General features: G+C 61.5%; 3 protein-coding genes. 1 reads left to right on the top strand and 2 read right to left on the bottom strand.

All coding sequences use genetic code 11. The annotated features are described in order from the left end of the window. Positions 1-64: 64 nt before the first annotated feature. Both PSH90_RS00670 and PSH90_RS00675 read right to left on the bottom strand, forming a co-directional pair. Complete coding sequence (locus PSH90_RS00670) at positions 65-403, bottom strand: hypothetical protein (RefSeq protein WP_016772279.1); 339 nt, start codon at positions 401-403, stop codon at positions 65-67. A gap of 149 nt (positions 404-552) precedes the next feature. Continuing rightward, positions 553-16491, bottom strand: a complete 15939-nt coding sequence (locus PSH90_RS00675) for a LapA family giant adhesin (protein WP_305381934.1) — start codon at positions 16489-16491, stop codon at positions 553-555. A gap of 361 nt (positions 16492-16852) precedes the next feature. Here PSH90_RS00675 and PSH90_RS00680 point away from each other — a divergent pair, with 361 nt between their 5' ends. After that, positions 16853-18205 (top strand): TolC family outer membrane protein, encoded by a 1353-nt coding sequence (locus PSH90_RS00680; RefSeq protein WP_305381935.1) that lies wholly within the window; start codon positions 16853-16855, stop codon positions 18203-18205. The last annotated feature ends 32 nt before the right edge of the window (positions 18206-18237 follow it).

Consider the following 18237-nt stretch of genomic DNA (forward strand, 5'->3'; position numbering starts at 1 on the left):
CGATCGGCCCCCTCTCCCTCAGGGAGAGGGCTGGGGTGAGGGTAAGCTTTGGATCCTGGGAGGATCAGATCAACCCACCCTCATCCTCATCGATCAACTGGCTCAACCCGCCCAACGCTTCACGTGCCTGGGTGCGGTCCATCAGTTTGGCCTGGGCCGCCGCTGGCAGGTCAGTGACGCGGATCACGCCTTTCTGGGTCAGCACCTGAATCAGGTCGTCGAGTACCCGAATCATTTCAAAGTCGCTCTGCTTGAGCTGTTTGAGGCTGTTTTCCACGGCTTCGTTGGCGTACCACGCCTGAATCTCATGGTTATCGGCGGGCAGCGTTTCCGTGGCCTCGGCGTACGCCGCAGCTTCCACGCGAATCAACTGGCCTTGCGCATCGCGTTGCACGTAAAACATTGAGCATCCCTCACAAATGAACAGCGTCATGCTGTCAGCAGCATAGCCAACTGCGCGCCAGTATGCGGGGCGCCGATCAAATCGTCACCGCTACATTGCCCGCAAACGCGACGGCCGCCTCACAAGAGGCGGCCGTTGTTGTTTCAGCCTCAGCTGTTGTTGTGATCGACCTTGATGGTCGGATCGCTGCCGGCAATCAGGTTGTGCAGGTTGGCGCTCGCCCAGTTGTTGCCTTCCAGTTTGATCGTCACGTCCGGCGTGGCCGCAGCGGCATCGCCCGAGTTGAATTTGCCCGCCGAGCTGACTTGCAGCGACGACGTGCCATCCACTGTGGTGATCTTCAGGAAGTTGTCGATCGTGCTGCCGGTCTCGCCCTGCAACAGGTCGCGCAGGTCGATGCGGTCGCCTTCGCTGGCTTTGAAATCCTTGATCACGTCGTTACCGGTGTCGCCCGATTTCCAGACGAAGGTGTCGCCACCGGAACCGCCGATGAGGATGTCATTGCCCTGACCGCCGATCAGCGTGTCGTTGCCGGTGCCGCCGAGCAGGATGTCATTGCCTTTGCCGCCGTCGAGCAGGTCGGTGCCGCCCGAGCCGAACAGGATGTCATTGCCTGCGCCACCCAGCAGCGTGTCGTTGCCATCGTGCGCGCCGGACACATCGAACGCCTGATAGTGCTCGGTGATGTACTGGTGCACGTTGCTGGTGGTGACTTTGCTGACGTCGACGCCGGTTTCTTTGGCGACGAACGCCTGCATCGCCTGGTAACCCTCGCCGGCAATGCCGTTGAAGCTGACCAGATCGCCGAACAGGATGTCGTTGCCTTCGCCACCATTGACGGTGTCGTTACCCGGCATCGTCGCTTCGGTATGGCCGATGATCGAGTTGGCCAGGTCCTTCGGATCGATGTTGGTTTGCGGCGTTTTGTCCGAGTCGTACGGCTTGAGGTCGTTGAGGCTGACGTCGTTGTTCAGACCAATGGCTTCGACGCTCGACAATCCGCTCAACAAAGCGAAGCCGCTGGTCGAATTGCTGGTCGTCGACGAGTTGGTGCTGTTGCCGGTACCCGCGAGGTTCGACAATTCATAAGTACCGTCGCCCTGCGCATGAATCGTGCCCAGGGTCTCGCTGCTCCAGCCCCACCACGAGTTGTAGGTTTGCAGCACAACGCTGCCGGCACTGTTGATGGTCAGGTAGTGCGAGTTGTCGATGTAGGTGCTGAACGTGTCGCCCTGCTTGTAGTTGCTGGTGTTTACCACGCTGTCGAGTTTCACGTTGCCATACAGCGTCGGGTTGGTCTGCTCGCCGGTCTGGTAGTAAGTCGGCTGGCCATCGGTGATGAAGTACGTGAGGTTCTTCGCCCCTGTGTTGGCGACCGCATCGGCGCTCTGGAACCAGTTGGCCGTGGTCTTGAACACGTCCTCGTAGTTGGTACCGCCGCCAGAGCCCATCGAGTTGAGTACGGCTTTGAGCATCGTCAGCGCGTTCGGGTCGTTGAGATTCACCGACACCGATTTGTTGACCTGGGTATCGAAGTCCACCAGGAAGATGTTCACCGTGCCCGAGTTGCTGCCGCCAAGGCTTTGCTTGAGGCTGTTGAACACCGAGGTCAGCGAGTCTTTCGCGGCGTTCAGCGACGAAGTGCTCATGCTGCCCGAGCTGTCGACCATGAACGCGATGTTGTAGTTGGTGCCCGGCACCACGGTCAGGCCGCCGATGTCAGCGACGATGATGTCGTTGGCGTCGGTGCCGATGACGTTGTCATCACCCGAGGTGGCGGTGACCGCGTTGTACACCGCAGGCACTACCGTGACCGGAATGGTCGCGGTGCTGCTCGCGGAGCCACCGACCTGTTCGGTGGACGTCGAGGTCACGGTCAGGTTGAACTGGCCGTTGTAGTAGGTCGGCGGAGTCACGGTCAGAGAGCCGAGGTTCCAGCCGGTGACGTTGGCTTCGCCATTGCTCGCGGTAACGGTGAAGGTATGCCCCGCGCCATCGCTGAGCACCGAACCGACCGGTGCGCCGCTGATCTTCACGATCAGGGTTTCCGAGCCGTCGGTGTCGGTCAGCGCGGTGCTGATTGCCGACAGTTTCACCGTGGTGCCTTCAGCGCCGGTGTTGAGCTTGTAGCCGTCGTAATAACCTTCGCCGTTGGTGCCGTGCAGATCGGAGACGGTCACGCCCGAGTTGATCAGGTCCTGCACACCGGTGTAGATCGGCACGCCGGCGTTGCTCAGATCGATTGGCGTGCCGCCGTTGACCGACAGGTTGACGTCGTAGCTGCCCGGGCCGCTCTGGTTGTGGTGATAGATGTCGAGCGTGTAGTAACCGCTGGTGGTCGGGGTGAACGAGCCGTTGATCGCACCGCCCGCGCCCCAGGTACCCGACGCCACGTTCTTGCCGCCGATGGTGATCAGCAGGCTGTCATCGGCCACGCCGCTGAAGCTGTAGGTCTTGCCGGCTTCCAGGTAGATCAGGCCCGAGGTCTTCGACGCCGTACCGGCGGCGACACTGCCGTCAGACTGCACGTTGGTGACGTTGGCGCTGGAGTTCGGTTTGCCGGCGGCGTCGATCACGTTTTTCAGGGTGGTCGAGTTCGCGCCGCTGCCGTCAGTGCCCAGCCCCGAGAGACCGGTCCAGACTTCCTTGATCAGGCCAGTGGATTTCACGCTGTTGTCAGCCACGGCTACGGTCGGCGCATCCGCCACTGGCGTGATGTCGATCTTCACCGTGCCGGTGCTGCCCAGCGTCTGGCCATCGGTAGGCTGGAACTTGATCTGTGCGTAGTCCGCCTGCTTGTTGCCCAGACCGGTGCCGCCGTAACCGTTGGTGCCCGACTCGTTGGCATCCGGCAGGAAGCGCAGCTTGCCGGCGTCGATGTCGGCCTTGCTGAAGGTCTGGTTGTTGGCAACATCCTTCCAGGTCGAGCCGTCCAAATACTGCAGTTTGCCCTCGCCCGGCAGCTGCGTGATCTTGATACCAAGGCTGCTCGCCGGGCTGTCGACATCGCTGACGCCAAAGGTCGACCAGCCGAGTACCAGCGGCGTGTCTTCGGTGCCGGTGACATTGCTCGGCGCAGCGACCGGTGCATCGTTGACCGCCACCACGTTGACTGTGGTCGTCGCGGTGTTGGAGTAATTGCCGCCATCAGTCACCGTCACAGTGATGACCCGTGGCACGGTGCTCGGGTTTTCGCTGCTGTTGGTGAAGCTGATGTTCTTGATGGCCTGCATGTAGTCGGCCAGGGTCGCGTTACCCGAGAGGGTCAGGGTCACCGTGCCGTTGGTGCTGTTGGCATTGATGGTGATGCCGTTGACGCTGTTGCCCAGATTCAGCGCATCGCCGTCCTGACGGTTGGTCAGTACCACAGTGGCGCCGGTCAGCATCGTGCTGTCCGGGTCGGTGATGCTGATGTCGGTGTCAGCGATCGACACGCCGGCGCCCGGGGTGTTCTCGGTGAACGTCACTTTGTAATCGGCACCGGTCGCACCGCTGGAGTTGTTGGCATCCAGATCCAGCACCGGTGGCGCATCGTTGTCGATGATCGAGGTGCTGACGCTGCCATTGGTGCTGCTGACCGCGAGGTTCTCGAAGTTGCCGCCGGTAGCCGAATCGATCTTGACCACGAAGTTCTCGGTGCCTTCGGTGATCTTGTCATCGAGGGTGACGACGTTGAACTGCGCGCTGCTGGCGCCCGCCGGGATCTTCACGGTGTACACGCCGGTGAAGTCCGAACCGTCGGCAGCAGTGCCGCTGTAGACGATTTTCAGGGTCACTTCGGTCTGCGCCGGGTGATTGAGGCTGACGGTGTAGCTGGCGGTCTGGCCTTCGGTCACCGAGCTGCTGCCAGTGATGCTGACGGTGGTGGTGTCGACGGTGTCGGTGACGCTGGTCACCGCTGGCGTGGTGCTCGATACCAGTTTTTCGAAGTTGCCACCGGTGGCGCTGCTGATGGTCGCCTGCACGGTGCCGGCGTCTTTGTAGACGTCGTCAGCTGGCGCTGGAACGTTCACGGTGCCGGTGGTTTCGCCCGCTTTGATGGTGATCACGGCACCGTTCGACAGGGTCACGGTCACTGGCGAGCCAGCGGCGTTGGTCAGGGTCGCGGTGTAAGTGATCTGGCCACCTTCAGCCACCGAACCGGTCGCCGACAGGGACAGGTTGGTGGTGTCGACGGTGTCGGTCACGGTGGTGCTGACCGGAGTCTTGTCGGCGACGAGATTTTCGAAGTTACCGCCGCTGACGTTGGTAATCGAGTTGGTCAGCGGCGCGTTGCCGGTCAGCGCATCGTTCGGTGCGACGGCAGTTACGGTGCCGGTAGTCTGGCCGACCGCGATGGTGATGTTCTGGCCGTTGGCCAAAGTGACCACCACTGGCGAACCGGTGACTGGCGCGCCGACGGTCGCGGTGTAGACGACGTTGCCGCCTTCTGCCGCTGTGGCGGTTGCGCTCAGTTTTACGGTGGTGGTATCGATGGTGTCGGTGACGCTGGTCACGGCTGGCGTGGTGCTCGGTACCAGGTTTTCGAAGTTGCCACCGGTAGCGCTAGTGATCGTTGCCTGGACGGAACCGGCGTCTTTGTAGACGTCATCGGACGGGGCCGGAACGGTTGCGGTGCCGGTGGTTTCGCCAGCCTTGATGGTGATCACAACGCCGTTCGACAAGGTGACTGTCACAGGCGAGCCAGCGGCGTTGGTCAGGGTCGCGGTGTAGGTGATCTGGCCACCTTCGGCCACCGAGTTGGTGGCGCTGAGCGACAGATTTGTAGTGTCGGTAACGTCGGTGACAGAAGTCGAAACCGGAGTTTTGTCGGCGACTAGATCTTCGAAGTTGCCGCCGGTTACGCCAGTGATCGAGTTGGTGATCGGAGCGTTGCCAGTCAGCGCATCGTTCGCAGCAACAGCGGTTGCGGTGCCAGTGGTCTGGCCGACGCCGATGGTGATGGTCTGGCCGTTGGCCAGAGTCACGACGACAGGCGAACCGGTTACCGGCGCGCCGACGGTGGCGGTGTAAGTCACGGTGCCGCCTTCAGCCACCGAAGTATCGGCGGTCAGTTTGACGGTCGACGTGTCGATGGTGTCAGTGACTGTCGTCACCGCTGGAGCAGTGCTCGGAACGAGGTTCTCGAAATTGCCGCCGGTGGCACTGGTGATCGTCGCCTGCACGGAGCCGGCGTCTTTGTAGACGTCATCGGACGGTGCAGGAACGGTCACATTACCGCTGGTTTCGCCAGCCTTGATGGTGATCACAGCACCGTTCGACAGGGTCACGGTCACTGGCGAGCCAGCGGCGTTGGTCAGCGTAGCGGTGTAAACGATCGAGCCACCTTCAGCCACAGAACCGGTCGCCGAGAGCGACAGGTTGGTGGTGTCGGTAACGTCCGTGACAGAAGTCGAAACTGGAGTTTTGTCTGCAACCAGATCTTCGAAATTGCCGCCAGTTACGCCTGTGATCGAGTTGGTGATCGGGGCGTTGCCGGTCAGCGCATCGTTCGCAGCAACAGCAGTTGCAGTGCCAGTAGTCTGGCCGACGCCAATGGTGATGGTCTGGCCGTTGGCCAATGTCACGACGACAGGAGAACCGGTAACTGGCGCACCGACGGTTGCGGTGTAAGTCACGGTGCCGCCTTCAGCCACCGAAGTATCAGCCGTCAGTTTGACGGTCGAAGTATCGATGGTGTCAGTGACCTGAGTGATCGCTGGAGTGGTGCTCGGCACGAGATTTTCGAAGTTACCACCGGTGGCACTGGTGATCGTCGCCTGGACGGAACCGGCGTCTTTGTAGACGTCATCGGACGGTGCAGGAACGGTTGCGGTGCCGGTGGTTTCACCAGCCTTGATGGTGATCACGGCGCCGTTCGACAAGGTCACGGTCACTGGCGAGCCAGCGGCGTTGGTCAAGGTCGCGGTGTAGGTGATCTGGCCACCTTCAGCCACCGAGTTGCTGGCGCTGAGCGACAGATTGGTGGTGTCGTTAACATCCGTAACAGTGGTCGAAACCGGTGTTTTGTCCGCCACCAGTTCTTCGAAGTTGCCGCCGCTCACGCCTGTGATCGAGTTGGTGATCGGCGCGTTGCCGGTCAGCGCATCGTTCGGAGCAACAGTGGTTGCGGTGCCAGTGGTCTGGCCGACGCCGATGGTGATGGTCTGGCCATTGGCCAGAGTCACGACCACAGGCGAGCCGGTGACCGGAGCACCCACAGTGGCGGTGTAGGTGACCGTGCCGCCTTCAGCCACCGAGGTATCGGCGGTCAATTTGACGGTCGAGGTATCGATGGTGTCGGTGACAGTCGTCACGGCCGGAGCTGTGCTTGGTACCAAGTTCTCGAAGTTGCCACCGGTAGCGCTAGTGATCGTTGCCTGGACGGAACCGGCGTCTTTGTAAACGTCGTCGGACGGTGCAGGAACAGTTGCGGTGCCGGTGGTTTCGCCAGCCTTGATGGTGATCACGGCGCCGTTCGACAGGGTCACGGTCACTGGCGAGCCAGCGGCGTTGGTCAGGGTCGCGGTGTAGGTGATCTGGCCACCTTCGGCCACCGAGTTGGTGGCGCTCAAAGACAGATTGGTGGTGTCGACGGTGTCGGTCACGGTGGTGCTGACCGGGGTCTTGTCGGCGACGAGATTCTCGAAATTGCCGCCGCTGACGTTGGTGATGGCGTTGGTGATCGGGGCGTTGCCGGTCAGCGCATCGTTCGCAGCAACAGCGGTTGCAGTGCCAGTAGTCTGGCCGACACCGATGGTGATGGTCTGGCCGTTGGCCAGAGTTACCACAACTGGCGAGCCGGTGACCGGAGCGCCGACTGTGGCGGTGTAGGTCACGGTGCCGCCTTCAGCCACCGAAGTGTCGGCGGTCAGTTTGACTGTCGAGGTATCGATGGTGTCGGTGACAGCCGTCACGGCCGGAGCTGTGCTCGGTACCAGATTCTCGAAGTTGCCACCGGTAGCGCTAGTGATCGTTGCCTGGACGGAACCGGCATCTTTGTAGACGTCATCGGACGGTGCCGGAACGGTCACATTACCGCTGGTTTCGCCAGCCTTGATGGTGATCACAGCACCGTTCGACAGGGTCACGGTCACTGGCGAGCCAGCGGCGTTGGTCAGCGTAGCGGTGTAAACGATCGAGCCACCTTCGGCCACGGAACCGGTCGCACTCAGCGACAGGTTGGTGGTGTCGGTAACGTCCGTGACAGAAGTCGAAACTGGAGTTTTGTCTGCAACCAGATCTTCGAAATTGCCGCCAGTTACGCCTGTGATCGAGTTGGTGATCGGGGCGTTGCCGGTCAGCGCATCGTTCGCAGCAACAGCAGTTGCAGTGCCAGTAGTCTGGCCAATGCCGATGGTGATGGTCTGACCGTTGGCCAGAGTTACCACAACTGGCGAGCCGGTGACCGGAGCGCCGACGGTGGCGGTGTAAGTCACGGTGCCGCCTTCAGCCACCGATGTATCGGCGGTCAATTTGACGGTCGACGTATCGATGGTGTCGGTGACTGTCGTCACGGCCGGAGCAGTGCTCGGTACCAGGTTCTCGAAGTTACCGCCGGTAGCGCTTGTGATCGTCGCCTGCACCGAACCGGCATCTTTGTAGACGTCGTCGGACGGTGCAGGAACTGTTGCGGTGCCGCTGGTTTCACCAGCCTTGATGGTGATCACAGCGCCGTTCGACAAGGTCACGGTCACTGGCGAACCAGCGGCGTTGGTCAAGGTCGCGGTGTAAGTGATCTGGCCACCTTCGGCTACCGAACCGGTCGCACTCAGCGACAGATTGGTAGTGTCGGAAACGTCGGTGACAGTGGTCGAAACCGGTGTTTTATCCGCCACCAGATCTTCGAAATTGCCGCCGCTCACGCCAGTGATCGAGTTGGTGATCGGAGCGTTGCCAGTCAGCGCATCGTTCGCAGCAACAGCGGTTGCGGTGCCAGTAGTCTGGCCGACGCCGATGGTGATGGTCTGGCCGTTAGCCAATGTCACGACGACAGGAGAACCGGTAACTGGCGCACCGACGGTGGCGGTGTAAGTCACGGTGCCGCCTTCAGCCACCGATGTATCGGCGGTCAATTTGACGGTCGACGTATCGATGGTGTCGGTGACTTGGGTGATCGCTGGCGTGGTACTCGGAACCAGGTTTTCGAAGTTGCCGCCGGCGGCGCTAGTGATCGTCGCCTGGACGGAGCCGGCATCTTTGTAGACGTCATCGGACGGTGCAGGAACGGTCGCAGTGCCGCTGGTTTCGCCTGCTTTGATGGTGATCACGGCGCCATTCGACAAGGTCACGGTCACTGGTGAGCCAGCGGCATTGGTCAGTGTCGCGGTGTAGGTGATCTGGCCACCTTCAGCCACCGAATTGCTGGCGCTGAGCGACAGATTGGTGGTGTCGTTAACATCCGTAACAGTGGTCGAGACCGGAGTTTTGTCCGCAACCAGATCTTCGAAATTGCCGCCGGTCACGCCAGTGATCGAGTTGGTGATCGGAGCATTACTGGCCAACGCATCGTTCGCAGCAACAGCGGTTGCGGTGCCAGTAGTCTGGCCGACGCCGATGGTGATGGTCTGGCCGTTAGCCAATGTCACGACGACAGGAGAACCGGTAACTGGCGCACCGACGGTGGCGGTGTAAGTCACGGTGCCGCCTTCAGCCACCGATGTATCGGCGGTCAATTTGACGGTCGACGTATCGATGGTGTCGGTGACTGTCGTCACGGCCGGAGCAGTGCTCGGTACCAGGTTCTCGAAGTTACCGCCGGTAGCGCTTGTGATCGTCGCCTGCACCGAACCGGCATCTTTGTAGACGTCATCGGACGGTGCCGGAACGGTCACATTACCGCTGGTTTCGCCAGCCTTGATGGTGATCACAGCACCGTTCGACAGGGTCACGGTCACTGGCGAGCCAGCGGCGTTGGTCAGCGTAGCGGTGTAAACGATCGAGCCACCTTCGGCCACGGAACCGGTCGCACTCAGCGACAGGTTGGTGGTGTCGGTAACGTCCGTGACAGAAGTCGAAACTGGAGTTTTGTCCGCAACCAGATCTTCGAAATTGCCGCCGCTCACGCCAGTGATCGAGTTGGTGATCGGAGCGTTGCCCGTCAGCGCATCGTTCGCAACAACAGCGGTTGCAGTGCCAGTAGTCTGGCCGACGCCGATGGTGATGGTCTGGCCGTTGGCCAGAGTCACGACCACAGGCGAGCCGGTGACCGGAGCGCCGACTGTGGCGGTGTAGGTCACGGTGCCGCCTTCAGCCACCGAAGTGTCGGCGGTCAGTTTGACGGTCGAGGTATCGATGGTGTCGGTGACTGTCGTCACGGCCGGAGCAGTGCTTGGTACCAGGTTTTCGAAGTTGCCGCCGGTGGCGCTGGTGATCGTCGCCTGGACGGAACCGGCGTCTTTGTAAACGTCATCGGACGGTGCAGGAACGGTCACATTACCGCTGGTTTCGCCAGCCTTGATGGTGATCACAGCACCGTTCGACAGGGTCACGGTCACTGGCGAGCCAGCGGCGTTGGTCAGCGTAGCGGTGTAAACGATCGAGCCACCTTCAGCCACAGAACCGGTCGCCGAGAGCGACAGGTTGGTGGTGTCGGTAACGTCCGTGACTGAAGTCGAAACTGGAGTTTTGTCCGCCACCAGATCTTCGAAGTTGCCGCCGGTCACGCCAGTGATCGAGTTGGTGATCGGAGCATTACCGGCCAACGCATCGTTCGCAGCAACAGCGGTTGCGGTGCCGGTAGTCTGGCCGACGCCGATGGTGATGGTCTGACCGTTGGCCAGAGTCACGACCACAGGCGAGCCGGTGACTGGCGCGCCGACGGTGGCGGTGTAAGTCACGGTGCCGCCTTCAGCCACCGAAGTATCGGCGGTCAGTTTGACCGTCGAAGTGTCGATGGTATCGGTGACATTCGTCACCGCTGGAACCGCGCTTGGCACCAGGTTCTCGAAGTTGCCGCCGGTCGCACCCTCGATGGTCACTTCGACTTTGCCGGCATCTTTATAGACGTCATCTTTAGGTGCGTCGACGGTCACGGTGCCGGTGGTTTTGCCTGCATCAATAGTGATCGTGGCGCCGTTCGACAGGGTCACGGTCACCGGTGTGCCGGCCGGGTTGGTCAGGGTTGCGGTGTAAGTGATCTGGCCGCCTTCGGCTACCGAATCGCTGGCGGTCAGGTTCAGGTTGGTGGTGTCGGTGGTGTCGGAAACCACGGTGTCTGCGGACTTGCCGTCGACCACCAGTTTTTCGTAATTGCCACCCGTGGCGCCATCAATGGTCACGCTCAGCGAGCTGCCGCCCGCCAGCGGGCTGTTCGGCGCGACGTAGTTGACGCTGCCGGTGGTTTCGCCAACGGCGATGGTGATGGTCTGGCCGTTGGACAGGCTGACGGTGACCGGCGAACCGGTCACTGGCGCGCCCACGGTCGCGGTGTAGACCACGGTTTCGCCTTCAGCGACGTTCGCAGTGGCGCTCAGCGACACGGTGGTGGTGTCGATGGTGTCGTTGACCGTGGTCACCGCCGGCGCTGTGCTGGTGACGAGGTTTTCGAAGTTGCCGCCGGTTGCGCTCTGGATGGTCGCTTCAACGCTGCCGGCGTCTTTGTAGACGTCGTCCTTCGGTGCATCGACGGTCACGGTGCCAGTGGTTTTGCCGGCCTCGATGAGGATGGTCGCACCGTTCGACAGGGTCACGATGACCGGTGTGCCGGCGGCGTTGCTCAGGGTTGCGGTGAAGGTAATCTGGCCGCCTTCGTTCACCGCGCCGGTCGCGCTGAGCGACAGGTTGGTGGTGTCGACGGTGTCGGTCACGGTGGTGCTGACCGGGGTCTGGTCGGCGACAAGATTTTCGAAATTACCGCCGCTGACGTTGGTGATCGAGTTGGTCAGCGGCGCGTGGCCGGCGAGGACGTCGTTCGGCGCGGTGGTGCTCACGCTGCCGCTGGTCTTGCCGACTTCGATAGTGATGTTCTGACCATTGGCCAGGGTCACGACCACAGGCGAACCGGTGACCGGCGCGCCGACGGTGGCGGTGTAGGTGACGGTGCCACCTTCGGCCGCGGTTTCGGTGGCGGTCAGTTTGACCGTCGAGGTGTCGACGGTGTCGGTGACATCAGTGACCGCTGGCGTGGTGCTTGGCACCAGGTTTTCGAAGTTGCCGCCGGTGGCGTCCTTGATCGTGACTTCAACTTTGCCAGCGTCTTTATAGACGTCGTCGGCAGGTGCCGGAACGGTGACGGTGCCGGTAGACTTGCCGGCCTCGATGGTGATCACCGCGCCGTTGCTCAGATTCACGGTCACCGGGGTACCGGCCGGGTTGCTCAGGGTTGCGGTGTAGACAATCGAACCGCCCTCGGCCACGGAGCCGGTCGCGGACAGCGACAGGTTGGTGGTGTCGGCGACGTCGGTTACCGAGGTCACCGCCGGGGTTTGGTCGGCGACGAGATTTTCGTAATTGCCACCACTGGCGCCGTCGATTTTCACGCTCAGAGTGTTGCCGCCGGCCTGTGCATCGTTTGGCGCGGTGAAGTTGACGCTGGCGCTGCTGGCGCCGACCGGAATGGTGATGGTCTGGCCGTTGGACAGGGTCACCAGCACTGGCGAACCGGTGACCGGGGCGGTCACGGACGCGGTGTAGACAACCACACCGCCTTCTACCGCGCTGGCGCTGGCGGTCAGCGAAACCGTGCTGTTGTCGATGGTGTCGGTGACATCAGTTACCGCAGGCGTCTTGTCGATCACCAGGTTTTCAAAGTTGCCGCCGCTGGTCTTGGTGATGCTCGCATCGACCTTGCCGGCGTCCTTGTACACGTCATCGGCGGGGGCGGCGACGGTTGCGCTGCCGGTGCTCGCGCCTTTGGCAATGTTGATCACCGCGCCGTTGCTCAGGGTCACGCTCATGGCGGTGCCGGCCGGATTGCTCAGGGTGGCGGTGTAGACGATCGAGCCGCCCTCGGCAACGCTGCCGGTGGCGCTCAGGCTGATGTTGGTGGTGTCGACGGCGTCGGTGACTTTGGTCACCACAGCCGAACGATCGGCCTCAACGCGCTCGAAATTGCCGCCGCTGTGGCTGGCGATCGCCGTCCGCACGTTGCTGCCATCGATGTACGGGGTGTTGGCGGGCGCCGGGAAATTCACCGAGCCGCTGGTCGCGCCAGCGGCAATGTTGATCACCGCGCCGTTGGCCAGGGTCACGGTCATCGCAGTGCCGGCCGGATTGCTCAGGGTCGCGGTGTAGGTGATCTGGCCACCTTCGCTGACGGTATCGCTGGCAGTCAGGGTCAGTGCGGTTGTGTCGACGGTGTCGTTGACCGTGGTGCTGACCGGGGTCTTGCTGACGTCGAGTTTCTCGAAGTTGCCGCCGCTGGCATCGGTCATGGTTACGGTGAGCTTGCTGACGTCCTTGTAGACGTCATCGCTCGGTGCGGCAATCGTCACCGAACCGCTGGTCTTGCCGGCTTCGATGGTGATGGTCTGGCCATTGCTCAGGTTGACGGTCACCGGCGTCTGCGCGGCGTTGGTCAGCGTTGCGGTGTAAGTGATCGTAGAGCCTTCGAGCACATAGCTTTCTGCGCTGAGGGTCAGGTGCGTGGTGTTGACCGTGTCGGCAACATTGGTCACCGCAGGCGTAGTATCCGGCACCAGATTTTCGAAGTTGCCACCGGTGGCGTCCTTGATGGTCACTTCGACTTTGCCGGCGTCTTTGTAGACGTCATCGGCAGGTGCCGGAACGGTCACGGTGCCGGTGGTCTTGCCGGCTTCAATGGTGATGACCGAGCCGTTGCTCAGATTCACGGTCACAGGCGCGCCGGCCGGGTTGCTCAGCGTCGCGGTGTAGGTGATCTGCCCGCCTTCGTTGACGTTGCCGGTGGCAGTCAGCGCGACGCTGGTGGTGTCGACGGTGTCGGTCACAGTGGTGCTGACCGGGGTCTTGTCGGCGACCAGATTCTCGTAGTTGCCACCGCTGACGTTGGTGATCGAGTTGGTCAGCGGTGCGTGACCGATCTGCACGTCATTCGATACCGGGGCGGTAACGCTGCCGGTGGTCTGGCCGACGGCGATGGTGATGTTCTGGCCGTTGGCCAGGGTCACGACAACTGGCGAGCCGGTGACGGGCGCGCCGACAGTGGCGGTGTAGGTGACGGTGCCGCCTTCAGCGACCGAGGTGTCGGCGGTCAATTTGACCGTCGAGGTATCGATGGTGTCGGTGACTTGAGTGACCGCTGGCGTGGTACTCGGAACGAGGTTCTCGAAGTCGCCGCCGGTGGCGCTGGTGATGGTGGCCTGCACGGAGCCGGCGTCTTTGTAGACGTCGTCGGACGGAGCCGGGAAGCTCACATTACCGCTGGTTTCGCCTGCCTTGATGGTGATGACGGCGCCGTTCGACAAGGTCACGGTCACTGGCGAGCCAGCAGCATTGGTCAAGGTTGCGGTGTAAGTGATCTGGCCGCCTTCAGCCACGGAAGCGGTCGCGCTCAGCGACAGATTGGTGGTGTCGGCCACGTCGGTGACGGTGGTCGAAACTGGAGTTTTGTCCGCCACCAGATCTTCGTAGTTGCCACCGCTTACGCCAGTGATCGAGTTGGTCAGCGGAGCGTTGCCGGTCAAGGCATCGTTCGGTGCGGTGTAGGTGATGGAGCCGGTGGTCTGGCCGACGGCGATGGTGATGTTCTGACCATTGGCCAACGTCACGACCACAGGCGAGCCGGTGACTGGCGCGCCGACGGTGGCGGTGTAAGTCACGGTGCCGCCTTCGGCAACCGAGGTGTCTGCGCTCAGCTTCACCGTCGAGGTATCGACGGTGTCAGTGATTTCGGTCACAGCCGGCGTAGTGTTCGGCACCAGATTTTCGAAGTTGCCGCCGGTGGCGTCCTTGATGCTGACTTCGACCTGGCCGGCGTCTTTGTAGACGTCATCGGCCGGCGCTGGAACGCTAACGGTGCCGGTGGTTTTGCCGGCATCAATGGTGATCACCGAGCCGTTGCTCAGGGTCACGGTTACCGGGGTGCCGGCCGGATTCGTCAGCGTGGCGGTGTAGGTGATCTGGCCACCCTCGGCCACGGAACCGGTGGCGCTGAGGCTCAGGCCAGTGTCATCCACCGAATCGGTAATCGTGGTGACCGCAGGCGTGTTGCTTGGCACCAGATTTTCGAAATTGCCACCGGTTGCACCAGTGATCGTGGTGCTGACGGTGCCGCCATTGTTGTAGACGTCGTTGGCTGCAGTCGGCACGTTGACGGTGCCGACGGTTTCGCCCGCAGCAATGGTGATGGTCGAACCGTTCGACAGAGTGACGGTTACCGGGGTTTGCGCCGGGTTGGTCAGTGTCGCGGTGTAAGTGATCTGACCGCCTTCAACGATGTTGTTGGTCGCGGTCAGAGTCAGGCCAGTGTCATCGACCGAGTCGGTGATGGTGGTCACGGCTGGTGTGGTGTTTGGCACCAGATTTTCGAAATTGCCACCGGTAGCGCCAGTGATCGTGGTGCTGACGGTGCTGCCATTGTTGTAGACGTCATTGGCCGCAGTCGGCACGTTGACGGTGCCGACGGTTTCGCCGGCTGCAATGGTGATGGTCGAACCGTTGGACAGAGTGACGGTTACCGGGGTTTGCGCCGGGTTGGTCAACGTTGCGGTGTAAGTGATCTGACCGCCTTCAACGATATTGTTGGTCGCTGTCAGGGTCAGGCCGGTGTTGTCGACCGAATCTGTGATGGTGGTAACGGCTGGTGTGGTGTTCGGCACCAGGTTTTCGAAGTTGCCACCGGTAGCGCCAGTGATCGTGGTGCTGACGGTGCTGCCATTGTTGTAGACGTCATTGGCCGCAGTCGGCACATTGACGGTGCCGACGGTTTCGCCAGCCGCGATGGTGATGGTCGAACCGTTGGACAGAGTGACGGTTACCGGCGTCTGCGCTGGATTAGTCAGCGTCGCGGTGTAGGTGATCTGGCCGCCTTCGACGATGTTGTTGGTCGCGGTCAGCGTGAGGCCGGTGTTATCAACCGAGTCTGTGATGGTGGTAACGGCTGGTGTCGGGTTCGGCACCAGATTTTCGAAGTTGCCGCCGGTAGCCCCGGTGATCGTGGTCGTAACGGTGCTGCCATTGTTGTAAACGTCATTGGCTGGGGTCGGCACGTTGACGGTGCCGCTAGTCTGGCCAGCGCCAATGGTAATGGTCGAGCCATTCGACAGCGTGACGGTCACCGGCGTCTGCGCCGGGTTGGTCAGTGTCGCGGTGTAGGTAATCTGGCTGCCTTCGGTCACGCTCGAACCAGCCGTCAGCGTGACGGTAGTGGTATCGACGGTGTCGGTGACCTGCGTGGTCGCCGGGATAGTTGGCGGGGTCACGGTGATGCCGTTGCCGCCGCTGGTGCCAGTGACGGTCACGTCGATCTGGGTCGGGTCGTTATAGACAGTGTCGTTCGGCGCCAGCGGCACGTTGACGGTGCCGGTGGTGGCGCCGGCGGGAATGACGATGACTGCGCCGTTGGACAGGGTGATAGTCAGGTCGGTCAGCGGCGCCTGGGTCAGGGTCGCGGTGTACACCAGCACGCCGCCGGCTTCGGTGATGGTCGGCGTGGCGCTGAGGCTCAGGGTCGAGTCACGCAGTGCGTTGGTGGTGGTGTCGGTGGTCAGGCCGCCCGTGGTGTCCTGCGCGACTTGCCCGGCAGAATTGATGCCCGCCGTGGGGAAGCCAATGGTCGGATCGACGCGGCCAGCGGTGGCGTCGAGCATGACGAAGCTGTGACCGCCGCCGGCAGCACCACCGGTACCTGCGGCGGTCGGGCCGGCCGCGGTGGACTCGAGTGCGGTGGTCGGGTCGACACCGGCGGCGATGGCTTGCTGCAGTTCTTCTACAGAAGGCGCGGCCTGCGCCGTGGCTTCGGCCAGGTCAGTGCTGGAGTCAGGCGAGCTGGCGCTCCACTGGGTGTCACGGCCCAGATCGAGCATGCGGCCATCGGCCAGTTCCAGCGACACCGCGCCGGACAGACCGGTATCGATCTGGTCGCCGACATACAGGCGATCGCCTTCAACGAGTACGCGACGCACGCCCTCTGGGGACACCACGAAAACCTGACCGACAATGCTTTTGACGACGGCAACAACACTGCTCATTGAAGACTCTCCGGGGTGTCACATTCAGTTGACTTCCATGGACCTGACGGGCGTCGGCGCCACTTCAGTCTGGACGTACTTTCTATAAATGGATAACTTATTGACGCTGTATTTCCGTCAATAATCTGGCTATAAATTATCGCGATTAACTTTATGCCAAACTATTGACCTTCTGGGAGCCATCCTAAACAATCGCCCCACTAATGTCACATTGATATTTCCGCGGCGACCTGTCCTTCAGCCTGTCATCCAGTTCCTGTTTTGAACTTTCCGACATACGGTCTTTCGGGTTGCCATCATCCGACGCAGCACCACGTTTCTGCTGTGATTCAAGACAAGAAGTTCCGGGAAAATTCCAACCATGCGTTCGCTTTTGCTCCTTGCCGCTCCCTTCGCTCTCGCCGCCTCTTTTGTACAAGCACAATCCTTACCAGAAGCCATTCAACAGGCGCTGGATGTCCATCCGGAGATTCAGGCGGGGGTCAACAGTCGATTGGCGGCGGATTATCAGTTAAAGGCTGCGAAAGGGGGATACCTGCCCAAGGTCGATCTGCTGGGCGGTTATGGCCGTGAAGGCACTGACAGTGTGACCACGCGAGCGAACGGTGGAAGCAATCACTGGGAGACGTTGAACCGCAGCGAGTCAAGTTTACGTCTCTCGCAAATGGTTTTTGACGGTTTCGCGACGTCCAACGAAGTTGCGCGTCAACAAGCCAACGTCAGCTCCCGTGCTTACTCGCTGCTGGGCACTTCCGAGCGTACTGCACTGACCGTCGCCCAGGTGTATCTGGACGTGCTGACCCGTCGCGAATTCGTGCGTCTGGCCGAGGAGAACCTCAAGAGCCACCAGCGCATCTACGACCAGATCCAGTTGCGCACCCAGCGCGGCGTCGGCAGCGGTGCCGACCTCGATCAGGCCGAAGCGCGTATGGCCCAGGCCCGCAACAACCTGATCACCGAACAGACCAACCTCGCCGACGCGGAAACCAACTTCCTCAGCGCCGTCGGCCAGATGCCCGACCAGCTCGAGCGCCCGGCGCCGTTCATGGCGATGATGCCGGCCAACCTCAATGAAGCCCGCGCGCAAATGCTGGAAAACAGCCCGATCCTGCGTTCCGCCGAGTCGGACATCGCCGCTGCCGAGAAGCAGTTCGCCACCGCCAAATCGACCTTCTACCCGCGTTTCGACGCCGAACTGGGCCGCTCCGCCGACAACGATCTCGATGGTCAGAACGGCCACAACAACGAATGGCAGGCCATGCTGCGCATGCGTTTTAACCTGTATTCCGGCGGCAGCAACAAGGCCGATCTGGAATCCAAGTCGTACCTGGCCAACCAGGCGCTGGACATCCGCAACAACGCCCTGCGTCAGTTGAATGAAGAGCTCGGCCTCGCCTGGAACGCGCTGAACAATGCCAACGCCCAAGTGCCGATCGCTCAGCAGTACGTCGATCGCAGCACCTCGGTGCGTACCGCCTACCAGCGTCAATTCAGCCTCGGCGAACGCACCCTGCTGGACTTGCTCGACAGCGAGAACGAGCTGTTCACCGCCTCGCGGCGTCTGGCGGAAATCAAGAACATTCAGTTATTTACTCAGTACCGAATCAAGGCGACCATGGGCCAATTGCTCAAAAGCCAGGGAGTGGTCGCGCCGTTGGCATCCGTTGTGCAGAACGACGTGAAGCCCAAGGTCCAGCTGCCTGGGATGAACTGAGTTATCCCTTTCAACTGTTAAAGAGTGTCGAG

The organism is Pseudomonas sp. FP1762, assembly GCF_030687105.1.
In the GTDB taxonomy this organism is placed as follows: domain Bacteria; phylum Pseudomonadota; class Gammaproteobacteria; order Pseudomonadales; family Pseudomonadaceae; genus Aquipseudomonas; species Aquipseudomonas siliginis.